The sequence below is a fragment of the Aestuariibius violaceus genome (genome assembly GCF_040779325.2).
In the GTDB taxonomy this organism is placed as follows: Bacteria; Pseudomonadota; Alphaproteobacteria; order Rhodobacterales; family Rhodobacteraceae; genus Aestuariibius; species Aestuariibius violaceus.
Genome location: NZ_JBFONT020000004.1, coordinates 83,832 through 107,467 on the forward strand (window position 1 = coordinate 83,832; position 23,636 = coordinate 107,467).

Consider the following 23,636-nt stretch of genomic DNA (forward strand, 5'->3'; position numbering starts at 1 on the left):
GTCCAGTGGACGATCTCGCTTGCGAACGGGCCGAGCGCCGCGCAGCGGGAGCGCCGTTCCAGTCCTATGCTAAGACCATTTGGCAAGTGCGCCGATTGAACGGTCCCTTTAGACTTCAACCATGGTGACTGTATCGGTATCTCAAACAAGTCCTCAGATCGCGCCGAAAGGCTGGGCCCTCGTCGTTGACGATCACCCCCTCTTCTGCGACGCGCTCGAACTCACGCTGAAATCGATTGGCTCCTTCACCGGCATCGAAACGGCCGACCGGCTGGAAGCGGCCCTCGCGTTTCTTGAGGAACGGCCAGATCCTCATCTGATCGTCCTTGACCTTAACCTGCCCGATGTCAGCGGGCTCGACGGGCTTGTCCGGCTCAAGACACGGGCCAAGGACACGCCAGTCATCGTGGTCTCCTCCATGGCCGACAACGCCATCGTGGCCGGCGCGCTCAAAGGCGGGGCCGCCGGGTTCGTCCCAAAACATAGCCCCCGCTCTGTCTTCCGCGACGCGCTTGATGCGATCGCAAAGGGTGAGACCTACCGCCCACCTGGCTTCGTCGAACCCGAAGGCGGCGACACGACGGCCGACACCCTGACGCGCCTTGCCTCGCTCACCAACCAGCAGGGCCGCATCCTGCAACTCATCTGCGAAGGCAAGCTGAACAAGCAGATCGCCTATGACCTGTCCATCGCGGAAACGACGGTCAAGGCGCATGTCACAGCGATCATGCGCAAGCTCTGCGTCCAGTCGCGCACCCAGGCCGTTCTGGTCGCCCAGGAAGCCAAATTCGCGAACGTCTTGCCAAAATCCGACTGAATCTCCTAATTTGATCTCAGGGAGATTACGGAAAGTACGCTGATGGACGGACGCGACATCCTCGCAAGCGAGGACACGTCGGACCGCGCCGCGCCGCTGTGCCATGCCGAAACGGGGATCGACACGCCCGATCCGCTTTCGGACATCGCATCGGGGCTGGGCAGCGGACCCTTTGCGCTGATCGTCCTCTTTATCAGTCCCGACGCTCCGTTCGACCGCCTTGCCGCCGAAGCAACGCGGTATTGGCCTGACACCCCCGTCGCCGCCTGCACCACCGCCGGAGAGCTCGGCGCATCCGGCTATGCCGACGGGCAGATCATCGCGACCGGCTTCCCGGCAGAGATCTTTTCCACCGCCTGCATCGCCATTCGGGATCTCACCCGGCTCGACGAAAGCGCCCTGATCGACCGCGTCATCGCCGAACAGGTGACGCTCGCCCAGGCGAGCCCTGATATGGAGCGCAGTTTTGCCTTCCTGATGGTCGACGGTCTGTCGACCCGCGAGGATGCGCTGGTCGCGGCCCTGTCGCCCGCGCTGGCCGCAACACCGCTCTTCGGTGGCTCGGCGGGCGACGGCACCGCCTTCGGCCGCACCCGGATCGCGCTGGATGGCGCGGCCTTCTCGGACGGCGCGGCCCTCTGCCTGATTCGCACCTCCTGCGATCTTGAGGTGTTCTCCATCGACCACCTCCGACCAACCGACCAGAGGATGGTCGTGACGGAAGCGGATCCCGTGCGCCGCCTCGTCAAGACAATCAACGCCGAACCGGCGGCGCGGGAATATGCCCGTATCACCGGGCTCGACCCCGACGATCTCGGCCCCTTCGCCTTTGCCGCCCATCCGGTCGTCGTCCGCATCGGGGGCAGTCACCATGTCCGCGCGATCCAGCGGGTGACGGACGACGGGGAACTGATCTTCTTTTCCGCCATCGATGAAGGAATGGTCCTCTCCGTCGCCGAACCCGACGACATCGCGACCCATCTAGACCGCGCGCTCAGGCGCCTCAGCCAGCCGGGCCAGCCCGCCTCGATCCTCGCCTGCGATTGCCTGCTGCGCCGGATGGAGGCCGAGCAGCGCCAGTCCAAGCGTGACATCTCGCGCCTGCTTGCCCGCCACGGCGTGCGCGGCTTTTCGACCTATGGCGAACAGATCGGGCCGCTGCATATCAATCATACCATGACCGGTGTCGCCCTTTATCCCCCGCCGAAGGGCGGAACGTGACCTTCCTGAACCCAGACGAACCGCTGGAGCGGCAGAACGAGCGGCTGATCCGCATCACCGAAGCGCTGATGCGCAAGGTGGAACAGAAGACCGACGAGGCGGGCCTTGCCTACGCGCAGTTCGAACGCGCCGCTCTCCTCGAAGCGCAGGTCAAGGAACGCACCCGCGACCTTGAGCGCACGCTTGATCTCCTTCAGGATTCCAACGCCCGCCTTGCAAGCGCCAATGCCGAGGCTCAGGCGGCCCGCTCAAACCTGTCCGAAGCCATCGAGACCGTCCGCGAGGGCTTTGCCCTCTTCGATGCAGAGGATCACCTCGTCCTCGCCAACAGCCGCTTCTGCCGCGACTTCCTCGATATCGGTGACGAGATCGCGCCGGGGCTGTCCTTCGACGAGTATGTCCGGCTCGTCAGCTCAAGCCGTTTCCTGGCCCTTCCCGAAGACGAGACGCCCGACAGCTGGGCCTCTGCCCGCCTTTCCCGCCACAGGGATCGCAGCGCCGAATTCAATGTCTCGCTCATCTTCGACCGCTGGCTGAAGGTCAGCGAACATCGCACCGCGACGGGCGGCACCGTCATCCTGCAGACCGACATCACCGAGATCATGCGCGCCGAACGGCAGGAACGTGACCGGCTGCGCGACCGGCAGGCCCGCATGGTGCGCGCGACATTGGATCACCTGAACCAGGGCGTCTGCATCTTCGATGGCGGCGGGAACCTTGTCGGCTGGAACAGGCGGATGGACACGCTGCTGGGCCTGCCGCTTGACGAACCGGTCCTCGGCGCCCCGTTCGGCGCGCTGCTCGACGGTCTGTCGGACCGGATCACCTTCTCCGACGGGTTCACGGCGGACGGTCTTCTGTCCTGGGCGGCCCGCGGTTCGGGCCGTCAGCCACTGGCCCTGGAGGTGCGCCGCGAACCCGACCGGATCCTATCGATCTTCGCGCAGGAAATGCCTGATCGCGGCTTCGTCATCTCCTTCACCGACGTCACCGCCGAACGGGAGGCCGCAAACGCCCTCTTCGAGATGAACGAGCTGCTGGAGCGCCGGGTGGAGGAACGCACACTGGAACTCGGCGACGCGCTGGCCGAGGCCGAGCGCGCAAACGCCTCCAAATCCCGCTTCGTCGCCGCGGCGAGCCACGACCTGCTGCAGCCGCTATCTGCCGCCAAACTCTTCGTCTCGACGCTGGCGGACCGGGCGGAGGAAACCGAAACCCTGGACATCATCGGCAAGGCCGAGACGGCGCTGACAAGCGTCGAAAACATCATCGACGCCCTGCTCAACATCTCGCGCCTCGATTCCGGGAAGGCGGCGTTCGAGATCCGGCCGACCCCGCTTTCGGCCATCCTTCAACCGCTGCGCAACGAGTTGGGACCAGTGGCCGCGGCAAAGGGTCTGGATCTGCGCGTGATCGACAGCGGCCTGACCGTCGAAAGCGATCCGGGATACCTGCGCCGGATCGTCCAGAATCTGATGTCGAATGCCATCCGCTATACCGAGAAGGGCCGCGTGACCGTGGGCGTTCGCCGCGTGGGGCGCTCCGCCCGAATCGAGGTCTGGGATACCGGGCCGGGGATCCCGGATGCCGAACAAAAGACGGTCTTCCAGGAGTTCAAACGCCTTGGCAATCAGACCGCCGGCCCCGGCGGCCTCGGCCTTGGCCTCGCCATCGTGGAACGCGCCTGCGAAAGCCTCGGTCACCCGCTCAGCCTCTGGTCGGAGGAAGGGGTGGGCAGCTGCTTTAGCGTCGCCGTGCCGGTTCACACCGCGACCTCCGCACCCTCCGGTAAGACCAGCGCCACGCTGATCGAAGGGGCGTCGTGCGAAGGGCTCGTTGTTCTCCTTGTCGAGAACGACGAGCCCTTCGCACGCGCCGCCTCTCTGATGATCGAAAGCTGGGGGGCGCTTGTGCTGCACGTCGCGGATGGGGAAGGCGCGCTTGACCTTTTGCGGGAAATCGACCTGACCCCGGACGTCCTGCTGCTCGACTATCAGTTGGGCGCCAGGATGAACGGGATCGCGCTTTTCGACGCGATCTGCGACCAGTACGGCAGATTGCCCGCGCGGATTGTCTCGGCCGATCGCAGTCGCGATCTCCGCAAGCTCTGCGCCGCACGCGGGCTGGAGCTTCTGACGAAGCCGGTCGACCGTGACCGGCTCCTCACCTTCCTGCAATCCATCAACGTGGGCTAAGCTGCCCTACATCTCCTTGAACGGGATGCGCTTGGCCAAAAGGGCGGCATGAAACCGCTCCAGCACTGCGTCCTCCCCATGCACCCGGGCCAGCCGACGCAGGCCGAAATGCACGTGAGCAAGCTCGACATAGTAATTGGTGAAGCTCGCGTTGATCCCTGCCCCAGCCACGGCGCCCAACACCGGAACGGCTTGACTGGCAAGTTTCTGGCTGATGACCGCGGCGAATTTCGGGGCGACGCGCGAGATCAGCCCATGAACCGCCGCGCCCGAGAGGCTCAGCCGTGCACCGACAAAGCTCGTATCGACCCCGTCATCGGCCTCCCCCGGCGCGCCGCTGCCAAAGACCCGCAGACACTCGATGCGCGTCTCCTCTGCCGTCGGATCCTCACCATGGGCCTCGGCCACACCCTGGACGGCGCGAAAAATCACCGTTGTGGCGACCGGCAGCTCGGCCAGGGCGGTCGGCAATCCACCGATCCCGCCCAGCGCACCGGAAATTGCGGCAAGAACCTTATGCGCCCTGTCCGTGGAGACCTGCCCGGCGATACGCGCAACCGCCGCATGATCCCGGCTGATCTGCGCCGCGTCATAGCTTGTCTGCAGCGCGCGCCTGGCAGCGGCTTCGACCTGGTTGCGGACACTGGCAGGAAGCAGCTTCATCCCGTCCTCGACCTGCCCGCCGGCAAAGACGATGACCTTCATCACCACGCCATTCGCGCGCCGCTGACGGTCTGCCAGCGCCGCTATCTCTTCGGCGACCGCGGCGTCGATCGGCACCGGGCCGGGCTTGGGAAGCTGGATCTCGACCTCTTCCATTCTCTATAAATGCTCACTCATCCGTGAGTTTTCAATCTTTCGCGCGTCGAACCGGCCCGGAAACCCCCGCCCAGCCCGGCGGGCAAAGGTCTACGCCCAGCACCCGCTCGGGGTTGGTCGGCGGCGGCATCACGACCCCCTCGAGCCGCCGAAACCCGAACCGCCCGTAATAGGGCGCATCGCCCACCAGCAGCGCCCGCGCCCACCCGGCCTCGCGCGCCGCCGCCAGCCCCTCGCGGATCAGGGCCCCGCCCAGTCCTTCCCCCTGATGGGTCGGGTGTACCGCGATAGGCCCCAGCAGCACCGCCGCCGCATCGCCCACCCGCACCGGCCAGAACCGGATCGCCCCGGCCAAGATCCCGTCCTCCCGCGCCACATGGCAAAGCGTCCGCACCGCCCCGACACCCTCGCGAAGACGATAAGACGACAGCGCCTCCCGGCCCGGCGCAAAGCAGAGGTCGAACAGTGCCTCGACCTCCCACCAATCCGCATCCTGTTCCTGAACAATCTCGATCGGCATTCCGTCACCTACTGGTGACGCGGGATAACAACCTGCTAGGTCTGCGAAAACACCTGATCGAAAGCACTCTGATGTTCTACCGCCCCGAAGACGGCCACGGCCTGCCGCACAACCCGTTCAACGCCGTCGTCTCGCCCCGCCCCATCGCCTGGGTGGCGACCCGTGGCACCGACGGCAGCGAGAACCTCGCGCCCTATTCCTTCTTCAACGCGGTCGCCTACGTGCCCCCCCAGGTCATGTTCGCCTCCACCTCGGCCAAGCCCGACCGCGGCGACACCAAGGACAGCGTCGCCAATATCCGCGACACCGGCGTCTTCTGCATCAACACCGTCGCCTACGAGATGCGGGACATCATGAACCAGACCTCCGGCCCGTGGGAGAAAGAGACCGACGAGTTCGAGCTGGCCAAGGTGAAACGCGCGGAGTGCGAGACCATCCCCTGCTCCCGCGTCGCGGGCGCCCCTGCGAGCCTCGAATGCATGCTCACCCAGATCCTCAAACTGCCCGGAGAGCACAATTTCGTTGTCTTCGGCGAGGTCACCGGCATCCACCTTAACGATGATTGCCTGAGGGACGGCCGATTCGATGTCACCACCTACCAGCCGCTCGCCCGTCTCGGCTATCGCGACTACACCCGCGTGACCGAGCTCTTCTCGCTCCAGCGCCCCGACGACTGACATGCCCCTGCCCGACCCGACCGAAATCTATCCGTTCCGCTTCCCCAACGGCGCGCCCCATCGCGGGATGATCTTCCTGTCGGCGGCGGCGAACCATCCGCAGATCACGGTCGGCGACTACACCTACATGTCCGTCTTCGACCCGCCTGAGGACCCGGCCCGCATCACCGACCGTCTCGCCCCTTACCTCTTTCCCTTCTCGAAAGAGCGGCTGACGATCGGCCGCTTCTGCGCCATCGCCCACGGGGTCGAGATCATCACATCGTCGGCCAACCACGACATGCGCGGCGTCACAACCTACCCGTTCCCCATCTTCGATCTGACCAGCCGAGAAGCGATGGATCAGACCGACGCACGCGACACGACCATCGGTCACGACGTCTGGATCGGCCATGGCGCAACCATTCTCCCCGGTGCCCGGATCGGCAACGGGGCCATCATCGGTACACGCGCTGTGGTTTCAGGACATGTCCCGTCCTATGCCATCGTCAGGGGCAACCCGGCCAAGGTCGTCCGCATGCGCTTCTCACCAGACGAGATTGCCGCGCTGGAAGGGCTCGCCTGGTGGGACTGGCCGCCGGATCGAATCGAGGACAGTGTCGATACTCTTCAATCCGGACAGGTCTCTGCGCTGCTGTCGAAAGACTCCTGACGAAAAGCAGCTTGCTTCGGAACAAGCCGGCGCCATCTCGCATCGAGAAAGGAGTCCTGCCCATGTCTGCAATCCACTCCGCGCTCGGATCAGGTGAGCCAAACGACGCCTTCGGCTTGCAGCGCTTCTTTCGCGTCACCGCCGCCGAGACAGGTGGAACCTTGGCAATCTTCGAAGAGATGGTGCCCGAAGGCGCCGGCCCGCCGCTTCACATTCACCACACCGAGACAGAGGTGTTCACGGTCCTTGATGGTGCGCTTCGGTTCCATGCCGATGGCAAAGACATCACCGGAAAACCGGGCGACATCATCGTCATCCCGCCCGGCACGCGCCACGCCTTCAAGGGCATCGCGCCGGGCACCTCCCGCGTCCTGATTCAGTTGACACCAGGAGAGGGGGCGAATTTCTTCGTTGATATCGCTACCGAGGACCTGCATCCGCCGGACGACATGGACCGCATCACCCAAATCGCAGCGCGCTACGGCGTCGAGTTCGTCGGACCGCCGCTCGACTAAGGCTCAATGCCCGCCGAGGACCCCGGTCCGCACGCCGTAATCGACGGCCACCTCGTAATCGGGGTCATCGTCGCTATCGACCATCAGATGCCCGGCCCGGGTCAGCAACTTGTGGCAATCCCGGCTCAGATGCCTGAGCTGCAACCTTTTCCCAGCCGCCTCGTACTTCCCGGCCACAGCCTCGATCGCCTGCAAGGCCGACTGGTCAACCACCCGGCTCGCCTCGAAATCCACGATTACCAGTTGCGGGTCGCCCGCGACGTCGAACATCTCGCCAAATCCCTCGGCGGACCCGAAGAACAGCGGCCCCTGCACCTGATAGACCTTCGCACCCTCAGGCGTCCGGTAGGTCTTGGCCCAGATCCGCGTCGCATTCCCCCAAGCATAGACCAGGGCCGAGACGATCACGCCCACGACCACCGCAACGGCCAGGTCCTCATACACCGTCACCGCCGTCACCAGCACAATGACGAAGGCATCCGCCCGCGGCACGCGGAACAGGATCTTCAGCGAATTCCACGCGAATGTCCCGATCACCACCATGAACATGACGCCGACCAGCGCCGCCAACGGGATCAGCTCGATCACAGGGGACGCGACCAGAATGAAGGCCAGCAGGAACAGCGCGGCCGCAACGCCTGCAATCCGCGTCCGCCCGCCGGACTTCACGTTGATCATCGACTGGCCGATCATCGCGCAACCGCCCATGCCGCCGAAGAAGCCCGTCACGGTGTTCGCCACGCCCTGCGCGATGCATTCCTGGCTCGCCCCGCCGCGCTTGCCAGTGATCTCGCCAACCAGGTTCAGCGTCAGCAAGCTCTCGATCAAGCCGATCGCGGCCAGGATCACTGCATAGGGCAGGATGATCCAGAAGGTCTCCATCGTGAACGGCGCCAGCAAATCGCCATATAGGCCTTCACCCGTTCCAAACGGCACATGGAAGCTCGGAAAACCGCCGCTGATCGACGCCAGATCACCAACGCGCGGCACGTCCAGCCCCAGCGTGATCACCAGGATTGCGACGATCCCGATACCCGCCAGCGGCGCCGGGATCGCGGTCGTCACCTTCGGCATCCCCCAGATGATCGCCATCGTCAGCGCGGTCAGCCCCAGCATCAGGAACAGGACGGGCCCACTCAGCCAATCGCCGTCGGGCAGCAGACCGTGATGGCTGGGATCGGCGGTGCCTGAGACCTGAAACTGGCTGAGCTGCGCGAGGAAGATCACGATGGCCAGCCCGTTCACGAAGCCCAGCATCACCGGATGCGGCACCAGACGGATGAACTTCCCCCAGCGAAGCACGCCCGCCGTGATCTGCAGGATCCCCATCAGGATCACTGTCGCAAAAAGATATTCGACCCCGTGCTGCGCCACGAGCGCCACCATCACGACCGCCAGCGCCCCCGTCGCGCCCGAGATCATGCCCGGCCGCCCGCCGATCAGCGCCGTGATCAGCCCCACCAGAAACGCCGCATAAAGCCCGACCAGCGGGTGAACGCCCGCAACGAACGCAAACGCAACCGCCTCGGGCACAAGTGCAAGCGCCACGGTCAGACCCGACAGCAGCTCGATCTTGATCCGCCCCAGGCTCAATCCTTCCGGTGCACCGGTCATATCGGCAAAAGAAACTCTGTCGGCAAACGCCGCCAAGATGGCTCGGGCCATAGGATGTCCTTTGATGGGTCGATCCGGCGCCGGGGCACCTCAGGTCAGCGCTTCGTCTCGCCGATCCACGGCCATCCAGCAACCCGCCCAGCCGGGTAGCTGCCATGTGTCAGATGCATAGCTCTCACGACTTTACAGCCCTTGCCCCCCATGGTGATCTTCCCGCGGCGCATCGGAAGGAGGCCGCAATGACCAAACTTGGCATCATCGGCGGCTCCGGCCTCTACCAGATCGACGGCCTCGAAGACGCCGAATGGCAGAGCGTCGACAGCCCCTGGGGCGCGCCTTCCGACGACATTCTCACCGGCACGCTCGACGGCCTCCCGCTGGCCTTCCTGCCCCGCCACGGACGCGGCCACGTCCATGCGCCCGACACGATCCCCTTCCGCGCCAATATCGACGCGATGAAGCGCCTCGGCGTCACCGATATCGTCTCGATCTCCGCCTGCGGCTCGTTCCGGGAGGAGATGGCGCCGGGCGATTTCGTCCTCGTCGACCAGTATATCGACCGCACCAAGGGCCGCCCGGCCAGCTTCTTCGGCACCGGCTGCGTCGCCCATGTCAGCCTCGCGCATCCCGCCTGCGCCCGCCTCAGCGCGGTGGTGGGCCAGGCCGCCCGCGCAGCCGGGATCACGACCCACGACACCGGCACCTACCTTGCCATGGAGGGCCCGCAATTCTCTTCCCTCGCCGAAAGCCGCCTCTACCGCGAGACGCTGGGATGCGACGTCATCGGCATGACGGCGATGCCCGAAGCCCGCCTCGCGCGCGAGGTCGAGATCTGTTACCTCACCATCGCCATGATCACCGATTACGACAGCTGGCACCCCGATCACGGCACTGTTTCAATCACCGACATCCTGAAGACGGCCCACGCAAATGCCGACAAGGCCCGTGCGCTGGTCAAGGCCCTGCCCGCCCACCTGCCGAGGGGCCGCGGCCCGTGCGAGTATGGTTGCGACCGCGCGCTCGACCATGCCATCCTGACGGCGCCCGAGGCGCGGGATCCCGATCTTCTCGCCCGGCTCGATGCCATCGCCGCCCGCGTCCTTTAGGAGACCTCGATGCCCCCCGATCTCTGGCTTGCCTTCGTCGCCGCCTCGACCCTTCTGTTGTTGATCCCCGGGCCGACGGTCCTGCTTGTCCTCAGCTACTCGCTCAGCCAGGGGCGGCGGGTCGCCACCGCCTCCGCCCTCGGGGTCGCGACCGGCGACCTGGTCGCGATGAGCGCCTCCCTCGCCGGCCTCGGCGCCCTCGTCCTGGCCTCGGCCACCGCCTTCACGGTGCTCAAATGGATCGGCGCCGCCTACCTGATCTGGCTCGGCATCAAGCTCCTCCGCCAGCCGCCGGCCCATGGGCTAAGGCCCGAGGACGTGCCCGCCACCGCGCCGCGCCGCATCTTCGCCCACACGGCGACCGTGACCGCCCTCAACCCGAAATCCATCGCCTTCTTCATCGCCTTCGTGCCGCAATTCGTCCGGCCCGAGGCGGCACTCCTCCCCCAATTCGCGATCTTGATCGCCACCTTTGTGGCGCTCGCCGCGCTCATTGCGCTGGCCTACGCTCTGCTGGCCGACCGCCTGCGCGCGACCATCGCGCGGCCCTCCGTTCTGACCTGGATGACCCGCCTCGGCGGCACGGCTTTGGTCGGCATGGGGCTAATGACCGCCACCCTTCGGAGATCCGCGTGAACACCATGGCCCGCACCGTTCAGGACTACATCCGCACGATCCCGGATTTCCCCAAGCCGGGAATCATGTTCCGCGACGTGACGACACTTTTCGCGGATCCGCGCGGCTTCCGTATGGCGATCGACCAGCTCCTCCACCCCTATGCGGGGCTCGAAATCGACAAGGTTGTGGGGCTTGAGGCACGGGGCTTCATCCTCGGCGGCGCCGTCGCCCACCAGCTCTCCACTGGCTTCGTCCCGGTGCGCAAGAAGGGCAAGCTGCCCGGCAAGACGGTCGAGCAGGGCTACCAGCTCGAATACGGCCATGCCGTCATGGAACTCCACGACGACGCCATCGACGCCGGAGAACGCATTCTCGTGGTCGATGACCTTCTGGCGACGGGAGGCACGGCAGAGGCCGGGATCAAACTGATCGAACGCCTGGGCGGCGTCTGCATCGGCTGCGCCTTCGTCATCGATCTCCCCGATCTGGGTGGCCGTTCCAGGCTGGAAGCGCTTGGCCAGCAGGTCCACGCTCTTTGTGCATTCGAGGGCGATTGAGGAACAAGCCGTTCTGATGGCACCGGCACAAACGCGCCGCTCGACATCAAACCACTGGAATCGCTTCCGATTTCGGAATAAAAGCTGCCAAAGCCGCGCAGTTTGCGGGCATCATGACTATTTTCAGAAGGACGCACTTTCCAATGACATCAAGACTTGGCACCGCCGCTATCGTCGCTCTCACCACCATCGCTGCCAGCGCAGCGACAGCGGAGTGCACCGCTGCCGAGATGCAGCAGAAGGCCACCGAGTTGACGTCGGCAATGCAGCAACTGGCCGCCAGCGACCCGGCAAAGATGCAGGAGGTATCGGCGCGGATGCAGGAAGCGACGACAAGCCTCGCGCAAGGCGGCACCATGGCGGATGCCTGTGCCCTTTATGACGAACTGCTGGCCGAGCTCGGCTAAGAATCGGCCAGGCCACGGGTCAGTCCCTCACGGCATTGGATCCGGCACGTCGAACCGAACGCTCCGTGGTCACCTCCCAGAGGGACCACGGACACCCAAACACTTCCCCCAGCCGCGTTAATCATAGGAACCATTAACCTTAACGCACCTTTCGCCAGGAGAGCTCCTCGCTTCATCTGGCCATAAATACTCAAATCCCGGTTCGACCAGCCCGCGCAAACGACCGAGGGCTGGTCGAAAGATCAAGGCAAGCTACTAGATCGCTCTCAACACCGCCCCCGGATTCATGATCCCCCCCGGGTCCAGCGCCGTCTTGATCGCCCGCATCGCGGCAAGCTTGCCCGGATCGCCGTAGCGCTCCAGATCCTCGACCTTCAGCCGCCCGATCCCGTGCTCCGCACTGACCGACCCGCCCATTTCGTGGACCAGATCGTGCACCGCCCGCTTGATCGCCGGCCGCTCGTTCTCATGATCCGCGCGGTTGCGCCCCGGCATCGGGAAAACGTTGTAATGCAGGTTCCCGTCGCCCACATGCCCGAAGCAGTTGATCCGGAACTCACCGATCGCTGCGACCGCCTCCCCCCCGCGCAGGATGAAGTCCGGGATCGCCCCCAACGGCACCGAGATATCATGCGAACTCACCGATCCGATCCGCCGGTTCGCCTCGGGAATGCTTTCGCGCAATGCCCAGAACTCCGCCCGCTGTCCCTCTGACTGGGCAATCACCCCGTCGCTGACAAGCGCTGCCTCCAGCGCCTCGGCAAAGATCGCCTCCAGCGCCGCGTCCGCCTCCTGCCCGGCGGGCAGGCCGAGATCGACAAGCACCATCCAGTCCGGCTTCTCCCCGAAGGGCTGGCGCACCTCCGGCATCGTCTCAGAGAGGAAATCGAGGCCCATCCGGCCGATCAGCTCAAACGCCTGGACCCCGCCGCCGACGCGCGCCTGCGCGACCGAGAGCAGGTCCAGCGCGGCCTGAGGCGAAGGCACCACGAAAAACGCAGCCCCCTCCGCCGCAGGCCGCGGCTGCAGCTTCAGCGCCGCGGCCGTGATGATGCCCAGCGTCCCCTCCGCCCCGATCAGCAGATGCCGCAAATCGTAGCCCATATTGTTCTTCCGAAGCCGCGTCAGCCCGTTCCAGACCGTCCCGTCCGGCAGCACCGCCTCAAGCCCCAGCACCTGATCGCGCGCGTTCCCGTAACGCAGCGTATTGATCCCACCCGCATTGGTCGCCAGAAGCCCCCCGATCCGCGCCGACCCTTCCGAGGCCAGCGATAAAGGAAACAGCCGCCCGGCCTCCTGCGCCGCCGCCTGCACATCCGCCAGGATCGCGCCCGCCTCGACGATCATCGCATTCTCGCCCGGCAGCACCTCGCGGATCGCCGTCATCCGCTCCAGCGACAGGATCAAGGGCGCGCCGTGCTCCGCAACCTGCCCCCCAACCAGCCCCGTCCCGCCGCCATAAGGCACGACAGCCACCCGCGCCTCTGCCGCCAAACGCATGGCACGCGACACCTCCCCCACATCCGTCGGCGCCAATACCAGCCCGCCCGCCCCGTGATACCGCCCCCGCGGTTCTTCCAGGTAAGCGGCCGACAGCTCCCGAAAGGCGGCGCGCGGCAGCGCGTTCCGCAGGGCCGGCTCTATCTTCGAAACAGGTGTGAAAGTCATTCCTCGCTCAGCCACCTCGGCTCAAGAACCCGGACGGTGGGCCGCGACGGCAGATCGCGGAGAGAGACCGTCATCTCGCTCGCACCAATCCGTTCAATGGCGAACTCCGCCTCCATACCGCTGAGGAACCGTTCCAGAGTGGTTCGCCCGAACCAGTGCATCGGGATCACGACCGACGAGCGCAGCCGCGTCAGCACCCGGATCATCGTCTCCGTATCCAGCGTCAGCCCCCCATCGACCGGCGCCATAACGACATCAAGCCGCCCGATCGCCGCGTAATCCGCTTCGGTCGGCTCGTGATGCAGGTGTCCCAGATGCCCGATGCAAAGCCCCGCCACTTCGAAGATAAAAATCGAATTGCCGTCGGCCTCCAGCGTCCGGCTGCCGTCGCGGGCACGGATGTCCGTCGGCACGTTCCGCACCAACATCTCACCCAGGTCGAGGTGATGGTTCGCCGTCCCCTCCGGCTCCCACCCCCAGAGCACGTGGGGGATCGCCGGATCCGGCAGGGCCGTCCAATGGGTCGAATGGGCCCGGTTCATCGTCACCACATCGGGCACGAACTTGACCGAACCGAGAAATCCGTTGTAATCGGTCACCGCCGACAACCCGCCATGGGTCTGCACCAGAAACATGGCGTGATCCACATAGGTGATCCGCACTGTATCTTCCGCCACCGGCGCCCGGAAGCTTGCTGGCATGACCTGGTCCGGCCCGTCAACCATGGCGATGCAATGGCTTGGCCGCCGCTCCTGCGCCGCGGCGGGCAAGGCGACCAGAACGGCAAGGGCTGCAAGGATCATGCGCATGGGGCGAAATCTAGCACGGGCGCCCGCGAAGTCAGCGCCGGATCTTCACGCCTGCGTGGCCTCTGAAATCATCCGCCCTTGCATCCACCTATCCCGCCGTGAAACGCTGACACCTCGCCAGCAGAACGCGAGCCGGATCCAGAGCCTATGCCCACCGACACCAACATCCGGCTCTATCCCTGGTTCAAGGCGACCCAGAGCCTGCTCTTCTGGCAGGCGATCTGGTTTCTCTACTTCCAGGAGGCATTGACACCCGCCGCGGCCATCCTGCTCTACGCTGTCTACGACATCGTCACGACGATCCTCGAAGTTCCTTCGGGCTACCTCTCCGACCGCCTTGGGCGCAGGCCGACCCTCATCCTCTCGGCCCTCGCAATGCTTGCCGGTGCGATCCTTCTGGCCATCGGCGGCCCGTTCTGGGTCTTCGCTCTTGGTCAGGGCTTTCTCGGCCTCGGCGCCGCCCTCGTCTCCGGCACCGACAGCGCCTTTCTCTACGAATCCCTCGCCGCCGAAGACCGCGCGGACGAGGTCGAACGCCACGAATTGCGCGCCTGGCGCGCCACCTTCACCGCCCTCGCCCTCTCGGCCGTCACCGGTGGCCTGCTCTACAGCGCCGCCGTCTGGCTGCCCTTCGCCACAAGTGCTGCCGCCTTCTGCGCCATGGTCGTCCTCACGCTGCGCTTCCGCGAACCACCGCGCCGCGCCGACAGCCCCGACCTGACGACGAAAGAGGCAATCGCCACCCTCGGCCCCGCCCTGCGCAATCCGGTCCTCGGCTGGATCTTCGCGCTCAGCCTCCTGATGTATGTCTACAGCCACATCCCCTTCGTCTTCGGCCAGCCCTTCATCCTCGATGCCCTCTCGCAGATCGGCCTCGCGGCAGAGGCGCCCATGGTCTCGGGGGCCGTCACGACCCTGATGATGCTGCTCTCGGTCGGCACCAGCATCGTCGCGCCCCGATTGCGGGAACGGCTGGGCCTCGCGGCGATCCTGCTTGCGGCCTTCGGTCTGCAGATCGCCCTCAGCGGCGCGCTGGCATTGACCAGCAGCGCGGCCGCCATCGGCCTCCTGATGCTCCGGATGGTGCCCGATTCCCTGTCGCGGCCTTTCATCCTGGCCCGGATCCAGCCACTCCTCGCCGACGAAAGCCGCGCCACCTATCTCTCGCTCCAGAGCCTCGCCGGCCGCATCCTCTTCGCCGCCACGCTCTTTCTCGCCGCCGGCGGCGCGGCCGGGGCCGACCAGATGAGCCACAGCGAAATCCAGGTGATCCTCGGCTGGTATGCCGCCGCCGGCATCGGCTGCCTGGCGACCCTCGCCCTCGCCGCCCGGCGTATCCCGGTCGATCCCAAGTGACAGATCGGGGACGGGGGGTGGGGCGATGCGGCACCGCCGCGAGCGCCGAACCGCGTCACCGTCAGAGGGCTTAAGGCGTTTCCGCCCGCCCCCGCCGATCACTGCGCAGATTGGCGTAGAGGACATGGGTCCGCCATCGCCCGTTGATCTGCAGGTAGCTCTGCGCGACGCCCTCATACTTATAGCCCGCAGCCTCCAGCACCCGCCGCGACGCGGTATTCTCCGGCAGGCACCCCGCCTCGATCCGGCTGATGTCGAGCTGCGTGAACGCGTAATGCACCACCGCCTCGATCGCCTCGCGCATATAGCCCTGCCGCGCATAGGCCTCGCCGATCCAGTACCCGGTCGTCCCCGCCTGCGCCGGACCACGGCGAATGTTGTCGAGCGTGATCGCCCCGATCAGTGCCTCGTCCGCCCGCCGGATCAGGAACAGCGGCACCGCCGTGCCCCCGGCGATGGACCGCTGGGCCCAATAGACCCGGTTCGTGAAGGCCTTCCGGCTCAAATGATCCGCGGCCCAGGTCGGCTCCCACGGCGTCAGGAACTCCCGGCTCGCGGCCCGCAGATCGGCCCAGGGCCGGAAATCCGCGTGGGTCGGTGGCCTCAGGCTCAGCCGTTCGGTCTCGAGCCGGACCCGCCGCCGCAGGCTGAGGACGCTCACGCCGCCAAGGGCAGCCGCAGCGCATCGAGCCGGGGTGCCCCCTCTACCGGGCCGTAAAGGGTCATCGCGGCCCCGGCCTCCGCCGAAAGCCGTGCCGCATGGGCGCGCACGTCGCCGGTCGTCACCGCATCCACCATCGCGACGGTTTCCTCAAGCGGCGGCACCCGGCCCCAGACGGCGACCAGCCGTGCCAGCCGCTCCGCCCGGCTCGACGGGCTCTCCAGCCCCATGAGCAGCCCCGCCTTCATTTGCGCCCGCGCCCGCGCGACCTCTTCGGCCGACATGTCGTCCGCCGACCGGGCCAGTTCTTCCCAGGTCAGCCGCGCCAGATCGCCCAGCTGCTCGGCCGAGGTGCCCGCATAGATCGTCGTCAGCCCCGTATCCTCATAAGCCCCGGCCTGCGCAAAGATCGTGTAGCAAAGCCCGCGCTTCTCGCGCACCTCCTGGAACAGGCGCGAGGACATGCCGCCGCCGAACGCCGTCGCAAAGATCTGCGCCGTGTAGATCTCCGGATCGCGGTAATGCGGCCCTTCCAGCGCCAGCGCGAAATGCGCCTGCTCTAGCGCCTTCACCTCGTGCCGCTCTCCACCCGCGAACCGCGCGGGCACCAGCACCCGTTCCGCTTCGATCGGCTTCAGATGACCGAACAGCGCCTCCGCCATCTTCACGATCTGGTCGTGATCGACCGCGCCCGCGGCCGACAGGATCATCTGCCCCGGCCCGTAATGCTCACCGACAAAGCTGCGCAGATCGTCCTTCGAGAACCGGGCGACCCGCGCCTCCTCCCCCAGGATCGTCCGCCCGATAGGCTGGTCCGGGTAGGCGACCTCCTGCAGCCAGTCGAAGACGATATCGTCCGGCGTATCCAGGGCCTGCCCGATCTCCTGCAGGATCACCCCGCGCTCGATCTCGATCTCGCCCTCGTCGAAAACCGGATTCAGCACGATATCCGAGATGACATCCAATGCCAGCGGCACATCCGCCTGCAGCACGCGCGCATAATAGGCCGTCATTTCACGGCTGGTATAGGCGTTGATATAGCCGCCCACATCCTCGATCGCCTCGGCGATCTGCAGGGCCGAGCGGGTTTCGGTTCCCTTGAACGCCATATGCTCGAGGAAATGCGCGATCCCGTTCTGCTCGGCCCGCTCGTGCCGCCCGCCCGCCAGCACCCAGATCCCGATGCTGGCCGAGGCAAGGCCCGGCATCTCTTCTGTGACGATGCGAAACCCGTTCGGCAACTCGTGGAGATGTACGCTCAAGGCCGGTCCCGTCTGTTGGATCATAGGCAATCCGAGCCCCGCCCCCGCGGCCCCGGATGGTCCGCCCGGACATATACAAAGCAGCGGGGGGAGGGAAGAGCCGCCGTTCTACCGATTGGTTTGGGACATTAAAGGCTGGAGCGAAGAAGGCAGGGCAGCGCTCGACTGGTGAGCCGCCCACCGAGAGCGCCGGGCGAGCGCCTGACCGGGGGCTGGCGCTACCACGGCCGAACGGCGCACTTTATGGCAGCCAAGCTCGTCCCACAGATGTAACGGGCAGCGCTCCGGTGACCAAGCGCCTGCCCGCGGGACGGTCAGGCGCTCGCTTGGGCAGCGGCGTTGCCGCTTGATTCCGGGCGGGTGGAGCTAGTCTTGAGCGAAGCAATTCAATGCTCGCGATTTACGCCACCAGCCCAACCCGATCTCGCACGATCTCCTCGACCGCCTGCAGATCGTTCGCCACCCGCGTGACCCGCTCCTCGCGCTCATAAAGATCCGCCATCCGGGCAGGCAACGGCGGCCGCACCCCCGTCGCCGCCTCCACCGCATCCGGGAACTTCGCCGGATGCGCCGTGGCCAGCGTCACCATAGGCGCCTCCCGCCGCAAATACCGCTCTGCCACCGCCACGCCCACCGCCGAATGGGGACACAACAGTTCGCCTGTCGTCTCCAGGCTCAAAGCGATCTGGGCCGAGGTCTCCTCCTCCGACACCCGGCCAGAGGCATAATGCTCCCGCAAAACCCCGATCGCCCCCTGGCTCACCTCGAACCCGCCCTCGGCGACCAAAGCCTCCATCTGCTGCGCCACCGCGCGCCCGTCCCGCCCGTAGGCGTCGAACAGCGCCCGCTCGAAGTTCGACGACACCTGGATGTCCATCGACGGGCTGATCGTCGGATGCACGCCCTCCTTGACGTAAGCCCCGTTCTGCAAGGTCCGGTGCAGGATGTCGTTGCGGTTCGTCGCCACGATCAGCCGCCCCACCGGCAGCCCCATCCGCTTGGCGATATAGCCCGCGAAAATGTCCCCGAAATTGCCTGTCGGCACGGTGAAATCCACCACCCGCCCCGGCGCCCCGAGGCTAACTGCGGCGGTGAAGTAATAGACCACCTGCGCCAGCACCCGGCCCCAGTTGATCGAATTCACGCCGGCCAGAGCCACCGCATCCCGGAAGGCGAAATCGTTGAACATCGCCTTCACCAGCGCCTGGCAATCGTCGAAATCCCCGTCGACGGCCAGAGCATGAACGTTCGCCTCACTCGGCGTCGTCATCTGGCGCCGCTGCACCTCACTGATCCGCCCATGCGGATAGAGGATGAAGACATCCACCGCATCGAGCCCCCGAAACGCCTCGATCGCAGCACTCCCGGTATCGCCCGACGTCGCCCCGACGATCGTGACACGGGACCCCGACCGGCTCAGCGCCGCCTCAAACATCTGGCCGATGATCTGCATCGCGAAGTCCTTGAAGGCCAACGTCGGCCCGTGGAACAGCTCCAGCAGGAAATGCCCCGGCCCCAGCTGCACCAGTGGCGCGCGGGCCGCATGGCCGAACCCGCCATAGGCGTTCGCGATCAACTCGCGAAACTGGTCTTCGCCGAACGCGCCGCCCAGGAACGGCCACATCACGCGGAACGCGGCCTCCTCATAGCTGCGCCCGGCCAGATCGGCGATCTCGGCCTCTGACAGCTGCGGTATGTCTTCCGGCACGTAAAGCCCGCCATCCCGCGCGAGGCCGGTCAGCATCGCCTCTTCGAACCCCAGCACCGGGGCATCGCCGCGCGTCGAAATATACCGCATGTTTCAGGCCTTCCGTCGGATCCGCGCCATCCAATAGCCCGTCATCGCCAACCACACCACCGCCAGCGAGAACCAGGTGATCGCATAATTCAGATGATTATTCGGGATCGTCGAGGTGTCGACCGGCAGAGGCGTCACGCCGGGATCGGTTCGCGACCGGGCGGCGATCAGCACCGGCTCTGCCCCCAAAGCCGCAGCCATCGCGGGGACGTCGCGCGCGAACCAGATGTTGTCTTCCAGGTCGGGCTCTGGCGTCCAGCGATCCACCTCATCGGGCCAGACGAGCGTGCCTGTCACGATCATCTCGCCCGTCCGCCGCGCGGCGTCCTTGGCGTCGAGAGGCACGAAGCCCCGGTCCACCAGCAGCCGCCGCCCGTCTTCTTCGAAAACGGCAATCACCCGGTAGCCCGCGCCGTCCGCCACGCCCGAGACAAGCACATGCAGCTCGTCGCCCGTCATCTCACCCTGCTCGGCCACCGGCAGATACCGATCCACGTCCGGATCCGGCGCAGCCGGCACCGGCACCGGGTCCGCCGCCATTCGCGCGTCGATCTCGGCAAGGATCCCTTGCTTCCAGGCCAGCCGCTGAACCTGCCAGACCCCCAGCGCAACAAGGATCGCGCAACCGACGATCCCAACGATCAAGGGCGCCGCATACCTCATCCCGATCTCCCAAATGAAAAGCGCGGGAAACCCCCGCGCCGCTCATCGGACTTCACAGTCCTCTTCGCTCCCAGCGAGAAGCGCCCGCAAGGGAGCGCCGAGCGCCCGTGGTCAGCCGCCCCAGATATAGATCGCCGCGAAGAGGAACAGCCATACGACGTCGACGAAATGCCAGTACCAGGCGGCCGCCTCGAACCCCACATGCTTCTCCGGCGTGAAATGCCCGCGATAGACCCGCAACAGACAAACGAACAGGAACACCGTCCCGATGATCACATGCGCGCCGTGAAACCCGGTCGCCATGAAGAAGTTCGCACCATAGATATTGCCCGAGAAGCCGAAGGCCGCGTGCGCGTATTCATAGGCCTGGAACCCCGTGAACAGCACGCCCAGCGCAATCGCCAGGATCAGCCCCCACTTCATGTCTTCGCGGTTGTTCTCATGGACCAGCGCATGGTGCGCCCAGGTCGCAGCAGCCCCCGAACACAGCAGGATCAGCGTGTTGATCAGCGGCAGGTGCCAGGGATCGAACGTCTCGATCGACGGGGGCGGCCACTGTCCTTCGCTGAACGTCTCCATCGGATAGATGGCGTGCTTGAAGAACGACCAGAACCAGGCCGCAAAGAACATCACCTCCGACATGATGAAGAAGATGAAGCCGTAGCGCAGCCCGATCCGCACCACCGGCGTGTGATCGCCCGCCCGACTTTCGGCCACGACCTCGGACCACCAGCCGAACATGGTGAACAGAACCGCGACAAGCCCGATCAGGAACAGGTACGGGCCGCCATCATGCATCCACAGGACGGCGCCAAGGAGCATAACGAAACCGCCCACAGCACCCACGAAGGGCCAGATCGACGGCGGCAGGATGTGATAGTCGTGGTTCTTGGCACCGGCCATGTGGCGTCCCCGTTTATCTCTATTGCGTGTCGATGGCCCGCCCGGCGGGCCCTGTCAAGGCGGCCTGCTCCTGGGCCTGATAGGCCTCCGGCAGGTCGATCTCGGCAAACTGGTACGAGAGCGTGATCGTGTGGATATATTTGCCCTCGCGATCGTCCACGATGTCGGGCTCCACATAGAAGGCCACCGGCATCTCGACCGTCTCACCGGGCATCAGCACCTGCTCTTCGAAACAGAAGCAGTCGATCTTGGAAAAGAAGCCGCCTGCCTGAAACGGCGCCACGTTGTAGCTCGCCATGCCGGCCACCGGACGGTCCGTCGGATTGTGCGCCCGGTAGAAGGCCAGGTTCGTGGCGCCGATCCGCACTTCCATCGTGCGCTCGACCGGTTCGAATTCCCACGGCATCCCGCGCGCCAGCCCGCCATCGAAGCGGACCGTGATCGTCTGGTCCAGCACCTCGTCCGGCGCGACCTCGCTCACGCCTGTTGCCCCGCCAAAGCCGGTCACCCGGCAGAACCAGTCATAAAACGGGACAGACGCCCAGGCGAGCGACCCCATCAACAGCACCACACCAACCCCTTGCGTCGCCGTCTTCTGCGGATCGCTCATGCGGGACCAGATGCTCATTGCTCCTCCTCCGGGACGATCTGCGGGCGTGCCACGTGATCGAACCGCTCCATTTGCGTGATATCACCCAGTTGCAACACCTTAACGACCGTCAGGCCAAAGACGATGGCCACCACGCCGATCAGCACGCCCAGAACGCCAAAGTTCCGGCCCGCCCGCCGCTGGTGCATCTCATGTTCGACCTTCTCAAAGCTCATGTCAGCCCTCCGGCCCGCAGCACCGCCTCGATCAGAAGCGCGCCGAAATGCGCGAAAAGGTAAAGGAGCGAGATCTTGAAGACCCGTTTCTCGACCGCGTAGCCGTCGGCCTCGGACACGGCCTCGTCCCGGCGCCAGATCTGCCAGGCGCCTCTCAGGAACCACAGATTGGCAACCACCGCGACCGCGCCATAGACCCAGCCGCCGATGCTCGTGAAGGCGATCCCGACCGCCACCGGCACCAGGAACGCCGTATAGACCAGCACATGCGCCCGCGTCGCCTTGCGCCCGTGGGTCACGGTCAGCATCGGCACGCCCGCATCGTCGTAATCCGACTTCATGAAGAGCGCGAGCGCCCAGAAATGCGGCGGTGTCCACATGAAGATCAGTGCGAACATCAGCACGCTCTCGATCGACACGCCGCCGGTCGCGACCGCCCAGCCGATCATCGGAGGGAACGCGCCCGCCGCGCCGCCGATCACGATGTTCTGCGGCGTCGACCGCTTCAGCCACATCGAATAGACGACCGCGTAGAAGAAGATCGTGAAGGCCAGCAGGGCCGCCGCGAACCAGTTCGTCGCCAGCCACAGCAGGACGACCGAGAAGCCGCTCAGGGCCAGCCCCAGCGCCAGCGCCTCTTCCGGCTGCACCTTGCCCGCCGGGATCGGCCGCTTGGCCGTGCGCCGCATCACCGCGTCAATATCGGCATCCCACCACATGTTCAGCGCGCCGGACGCCCCGGCGCCGACCGCGATGCACAGGATGGCAACCAATCCAATGAACGGATGCACGTTGACCGGCGCCACGAGCAACCCGACAAACGCCGTGAACACGACAAGCGACATCACCCGCGGCTTCAACAGCGCCACGTAGTCGCCAAACCCCGCTTCGTGCGGGAGCCCTTCGTTCAGGCTTGCATCCGTCATTCGTTTCTCACCGCTCAGGACGGTCAACATCCGTCCGCAAGGCGGGGCTCACCCCGCCAGATCCTTAGGCCGGGAAATCGACCTTCGCCTGCTCAAGCCAGGAATCGTAGGCCTCCTGGCTGACCACCTTTACCGTGATCGGCATATAGGCATGGTCTTTCCCGCACAGCTCGGAACACTGGCCGAAATAGATGCCCTCGCGCTCCGCCGCGAACCACAGCTCGGCCAGACGCCCCGGTACCCCGTCCTGCTTCACGCCGAAGGCCGGGATCGTCCAGGAATGGATCACATCCGCGCCCGTCACCTGCATCACGACCGTCGCGCCAACAGGCACGACCACAGCCGTATCCGTGGCCAGCCGGAACTCGTTGGCCGTATATCCGGCCTCTTCCAGCTGTTCGACGATTCCGTCGTTCAGATTGCCCTCGCCATACCCGATCATAAAGCTGTCGAAGCGCACGTCGTCATCGACATATTCATAGCCCCAGTACCACTGATATCCCGTCACCTTGATCGTCAGATCCGCCTCCGGAATCTCCTGCTGCTTGAACAGGACCGGCAGCGAGAACGCCCCGATAAAGACCAGGATCACGATCGGCACCACCGTCCAGGCGATCTCGAGCGGCGAGTTGTGCGTGAAGGTTGCCGGCGTCTTGTTCGCCCGCTCGTTGTAGCGCAGGATCACGTAGGCCATCAGTCCCAGCACAAACAGCGTGATCGCCGTGATGATCACCAGCAGCATGGTGTCCAACCAGACGACATCCCGCGCCAGCTCCGTCGCCGACGGCTGGAACCCCGTGCCCCCCGGGACAGGCGCCCCGACAATCTCCAGGTCGCCTAAGGCATCCTGGGCCGTGGCGGCACCGGCAACCAAGGTTGCGGCAAGAGAAATCGCGGCTTTACGGATTACGGTCATGATGTGTCCCGGCATCGGTTCTTCGTTGCCGGTCCAAAACCATATATCTCCGCGCGAGACAAGCGATCGCGGCGCGTCAGATAGACGCTTTGAGCAGGCTGTATGGCGGAGGACCCAACCATCACGGCCCA

Annotated in this window: 25 protein-coding genes; 11 read left to right on the forward strand and 14 right to left on the reverse strand. The window is 65.6% G+C overall.

The window, feature by feature from the left end; translation table 11 throughout:
* Positions 1-121: 121 nt before the first annotated feature.
* The 3 genes from AADZ90_RS14290 to AADZ90_RS14300 are packed head-to-tail and all read left to right on the forward strand — an operon-like array spanning position 122 to position 4,233.
* Positions 122-817 carry a response regulator transcription factor gene (locus tag AADZ90_RS14290; protein ID WP_367310848.1) on the forward strand — a complete coding sequence of 232 codons (696 nt, stop codon included), beginning with the start codon at positions 122-124 and terminating at the stop codon, positions 815-817.
* Positions 818-859: 42 nt separating this feature from the next.
* Entirely contained in the window at positions 860-2,038 is a 1,179-nt protein-coding gene (locus AADZ90_RS14295) for an FIST N-terminal domain-containing protein (RefSeq protein WP_367310847.1), read from the forward strand.
* The gene (locus tag AADZ90_RS14300; protein ID WP_367310846.1) at positions 2,035-4,233 is read left to right on the forward strand and encodes a hybrid sensor histidine kinase/response regulator; all 2,199 of its coding nucleotides are present in this window, start codon (positions 2,035-2,037) and stop codon (positions 4,231-4,233) included. The genes AADZ90_RS14295 and AADZ90_RS14300 overlap by 4 nt, the downstream gene beginning before the upstream one ends.
* A gap of 6 nt (positions 4,234-4,239) precedes the next feature.
* On the opposite strand, the gene AADZ90_RS14305 is transcribed toward AADZ90_RS14300, so the two are convergent.
* Both AADZ90_RS14305 and AADZ90_RS14310 read right to left on the reverse strand, forming a co-directional pair.
* Positions 4,240-5,052 (reverse strand): EcsC family protein, encoded by an 813-nt coding sequence (locus tag AADZ90_RS14305; RefSeq protein WP_367310845.1) that lies wholly within the window; start codon positions 5,050-5,052, stop codon positions 4,240-4,242.
* 31 nt (positions 5,053-5,083) lie between these two features.
* Complete coding sequence (locus AADZ90_RS14310) at positions 5,084-5,572, reverse strand: GNAT family N-acetyltransferase (protein ID WP_367310844.1); 489 nt, start codon at positions 5,570-5,572, stop codon at positions 5,084-5,086.
* A 71-nt stretch (positions 5,573-5,643) separates the two neighbouring features.
* On the opposite strand from AADZ90_RS14310, the gene AADZ90_RS14315 reads away from it, so the two are divergent.
* The 3 genes from AADZ90_RS14315 (at position 5,644) to AADZ90_RS14325 (ending at position 7,416) form a co-directional block, all read left to right on the forward strand.
* Positions 5,644-6,249, forward strand: a complete 606-nt coding sequence (locus tag AADZ90_RS14315) for a flavin reductase family protein (RefSeq protein ID WP_367310951.1) — start codon at positions 5,644-5,646, stop codon at positions 6,247-6,249.
* Between the two features lies 1 nt (position 6,250).
* Positions 6,251-6,901, forward strand: coding sequence for a CatB-related O-acetyltransferase (locus AADZ90_RS14320; protein ID WP_367310843.1), 651 nt, complete (start codon positions 6,251-6,253; stop codon positions 6,899-6,901).
* 62 nt (positions 6,902-6,963) lie between these two features.
* Positions 6,964-7,416, forward strand: coding sequence for a cupin domain-containing protein (locus AADZ90_RS14325; RefSeq protein WP_367310842.1), 453 nt, complete (start codon positions 6,964-6,966; stop codon positions 7,414-7,416).
* A gap of 3 nt (positions 7,417-7,419) precedes the next feature.
* Here the strand turns inward: AADZ90_RS14325 and AADZ90_RS14330 are convergent, their stop codons facing one another.
* Positions 7,420-9,030 carry a SulP family inorganic anion transporter gene (locus tag AADZ90_RS14330; RefSeq protein ID WP_411997056.1) on the reverse strand — a complete coding sequence of 537 codons (1,611 nt, stop codon included), beginning with the start codon at positions 9,028-9,030 and terminating at the stop codon, positions 7,420-7,422.
* Between the two features lie 239 nt (positions 9,031-9,269).
* Between AADZ90_RS14330 and AADZ90_RS14335 the strand changes: the two genes are divergently transcribed.
* The 4 genes from AADZ90_RS14335 to AADZ90_RS14350 all read left to right on the forward strand — a co-directional run bounded on the left by AADZ90_RS14335 (position 9,270) and on the right by AADZ90_RS14350 (position 11,718).
* The gene (locus tag AADZ90_RS14335; protein ID WP_367310840.1) at positions 9,270-10,136 is read left to right on the forward strand and encodes an S-methyl-5'-thioadenosine phosphorylase; all 867 of its coding nucleotides are present in this window, start codon (positions 9,270-9,272) and stop codon (positions 10,134-10,136) included.
* Between the two features lie 9 nt (positions 10,137-10,145).
* Positions 10,146-10,772 (forward strand): LysE family translocator, encoded by a 627-nt coding sequence (locus AADZ90_RS14340; protein ID WP_367310839.1) that lies wholly within the window; start codon positions 10,146-10,148, stop codon positions 10,770-10,772.
* 5 nt (positions 10,773-10,777) lie between these two features.
* The gene (locus AADZ90_RS14345) at positions 10,778-11,311 is read left to right on the forward strand and encodes an adenine phosphoribosyltransferase (RefSeq protein ID WP_367310950.1); all 534 of its coding nucleotides are present in this window, start codon (positions 10,778-10,780) and stop codon (positions 11,309-11,311) included.
* Between the two features lie 143 nt (positions 11,312-11,454).
* Positions 11,455-11,718 (forward strand): hypothetical protein, encoded by a 264-nt coding sequence (locus AADZ90_RS14350; protein WP_367310838.1) that lies wholly within the window; start codon positions 11,455-11,457, stop codon positions 11,716-11,718.
* A gap of 255 nt (positions 11,719-11,973) precedes the next feature.
* Here AADZ90_RS14350 and AADZ90_RS14355 read toward each other — a convergent pair whose 3' ends face one another.
* Positions 11,974-13,386, reverse strand: coding sequence for an FAD-binding oxidoreductase (locus AADZ90_RS14355; RefSeq protein ID WP_367310837.1), 1,413 nt, complete (start codon positions 13,384-13,386; stop codon positions 11,974-11,976).
* A complete protein-coding gene (locus tag AADZ90_RS14360; protein ID WP_367310836.1) occupies positions 13,383-14,195 on the reverse strand; it encodes an MBL fold metallo-hydrolase in 813 nt (270 codons plus the stop codon). Before AADZ90_RS14360 ends, AADZ90_RS14355 begins: the two co-directional genes overlap by 4 nt.
* A 147-nt stretch (positions 14,196-14,342) precedes the next feature.
* On the opposite strand from AADZ90_RS14360, the gene AADZ90_RS14365 reads away from it, so the two are divergent.
* Positions 14,343-15,551, forward strand: a complete 1,209-nt coding sequence (locus AADZ90_RS14365) for an MFS transporter (RefSeq protein ID WP_367310835.1) — start codon at positions 14,343-14,345, stop codon at positions 15,549-15,551.
* A gap of 70 nt (positions 15,552-15,621) precedes the next feature.
* Here AADZ90_RS14365 and AADZ90_RS14370 read toward each other — a convergent pair whose 3' ends face one another.
* The 9 genes from AADZ90_RS14370 to coxB form a co-directional block, all read right to left on the reverse strand.
* Positions 15,622-16,212 (reverse strand): GNAT family N-acetyltransferase, encoded by a 591-nt coding sequence (locus AADZ90_RS14370; protein ID WP_367310834.1) that lies wholly within the window; start codon positions 16,210-16,212, stop codon positions 15,622-15,624.
* On the reverse strand, positions 16,209-17,498 hold the full coding sequence (locus tag AADZ90_RS14375; protein ID WP_411997052.1) for a M16 family metallopeptidase: 1,290 nt from the start codon (positions 17,496-17,498) through the stop codon (positions 16,209-16,211). Before AADZ90_RS14375 ends, AADZ90_RS14370 begins: the two co-directional genes overlap by 4 nt.
* 376 nt (positions 17,499-17,874) lie before the next feature.
* Positions 17,875-19,272: a threonine synthase gene (gene thrC, locus AADZ90_RS14380; RefSeq protein ID WP_367310833.1), complete on the reverse strand. Its 1,398-nt coding sequence runs from the start codon at positions 19,270-19,272 to the stop codon at positions 17,875-17,877.
* A gap of 3 nt (positions 19,273-19,275) precedes the next feature.
* On the reverse strand, positions 19,276-19,935 hold the full coding sequence (locus AADZ90_RS14385) for an SURF1 family protein (RefSeq protein ID WP_367310832.1): 660 nt from the start codon (positions 19,933-19,935) through the stop codon (positions 19,276-19,278).
* 111 nt (positions 19,936-20,046) lie between these two features.
* Positions 20,047-20,838, reverse strand: coding sequence for a cytochrome c oxidase subunit 3 (locus tag AADZ90_RS14390; RefSeq protein WP_367310831.1), 792 nt, complete (start codon positions 20,836-20,838; stop codon positions 20,047-20,049).
* A gap of 19 nt (positions 20,839-20,857) precedes the next feature.
* Positions 20,858-21,466: a cytochrome c oxidase assembly protein gene (locus AADZ90_RS14395; protein WP_367310830.1), complete on the reverse strand. Its 609-nt coding sequence runs from the start codon at positions 21,464-21,466 to the stop codon at positions 20,858-20,860.
* Positions 21,463-21,663 carry a cytochrome c oxidase system small membrane protein gene (locus AADZ90_RS14400; RefSeq protein WP_367310829.1) on the reverse strand — a complete coding sequence of 67 codons (201 nt, stop codon included), beginning with the start codon at positions 21,661-21,663 and terminating at the stop codon, positions 21,463-21,465. Before AADZ90_RS14400 ends, AADZ90_RS14395 begins: the two co-directional genes overlap by 4 nt.
* Entirely contained in the window at positions 21,660-22,589 is a 930-nt protein-coding gene (cyoE, locus tag AADZ90_RS14405; RefSeq protein WP_367310828.1) for a heme o synthase, read from the reverse strand. The genes AADZ90_RS14400 and cyoE overlap by 4 nt, the downstream gene beginning before the upstream one ends.
* Positions 22,590-22,653: 64 nt before the next feature.
* Positions 22,654-23,505 (reverse strand): cytochrome c oxidase subunit II, encoded by an 852-nt coding sequence (coxB, locus tag AADZ90_RS14410; RefSeq protein WP_367310827.1) that lies wholly within the window; start codon positions 23,503-23,505, stop codon positions 22,654-22,656.
* Positions 23,506-23,636: the final 131 nt, after the last annotated feature.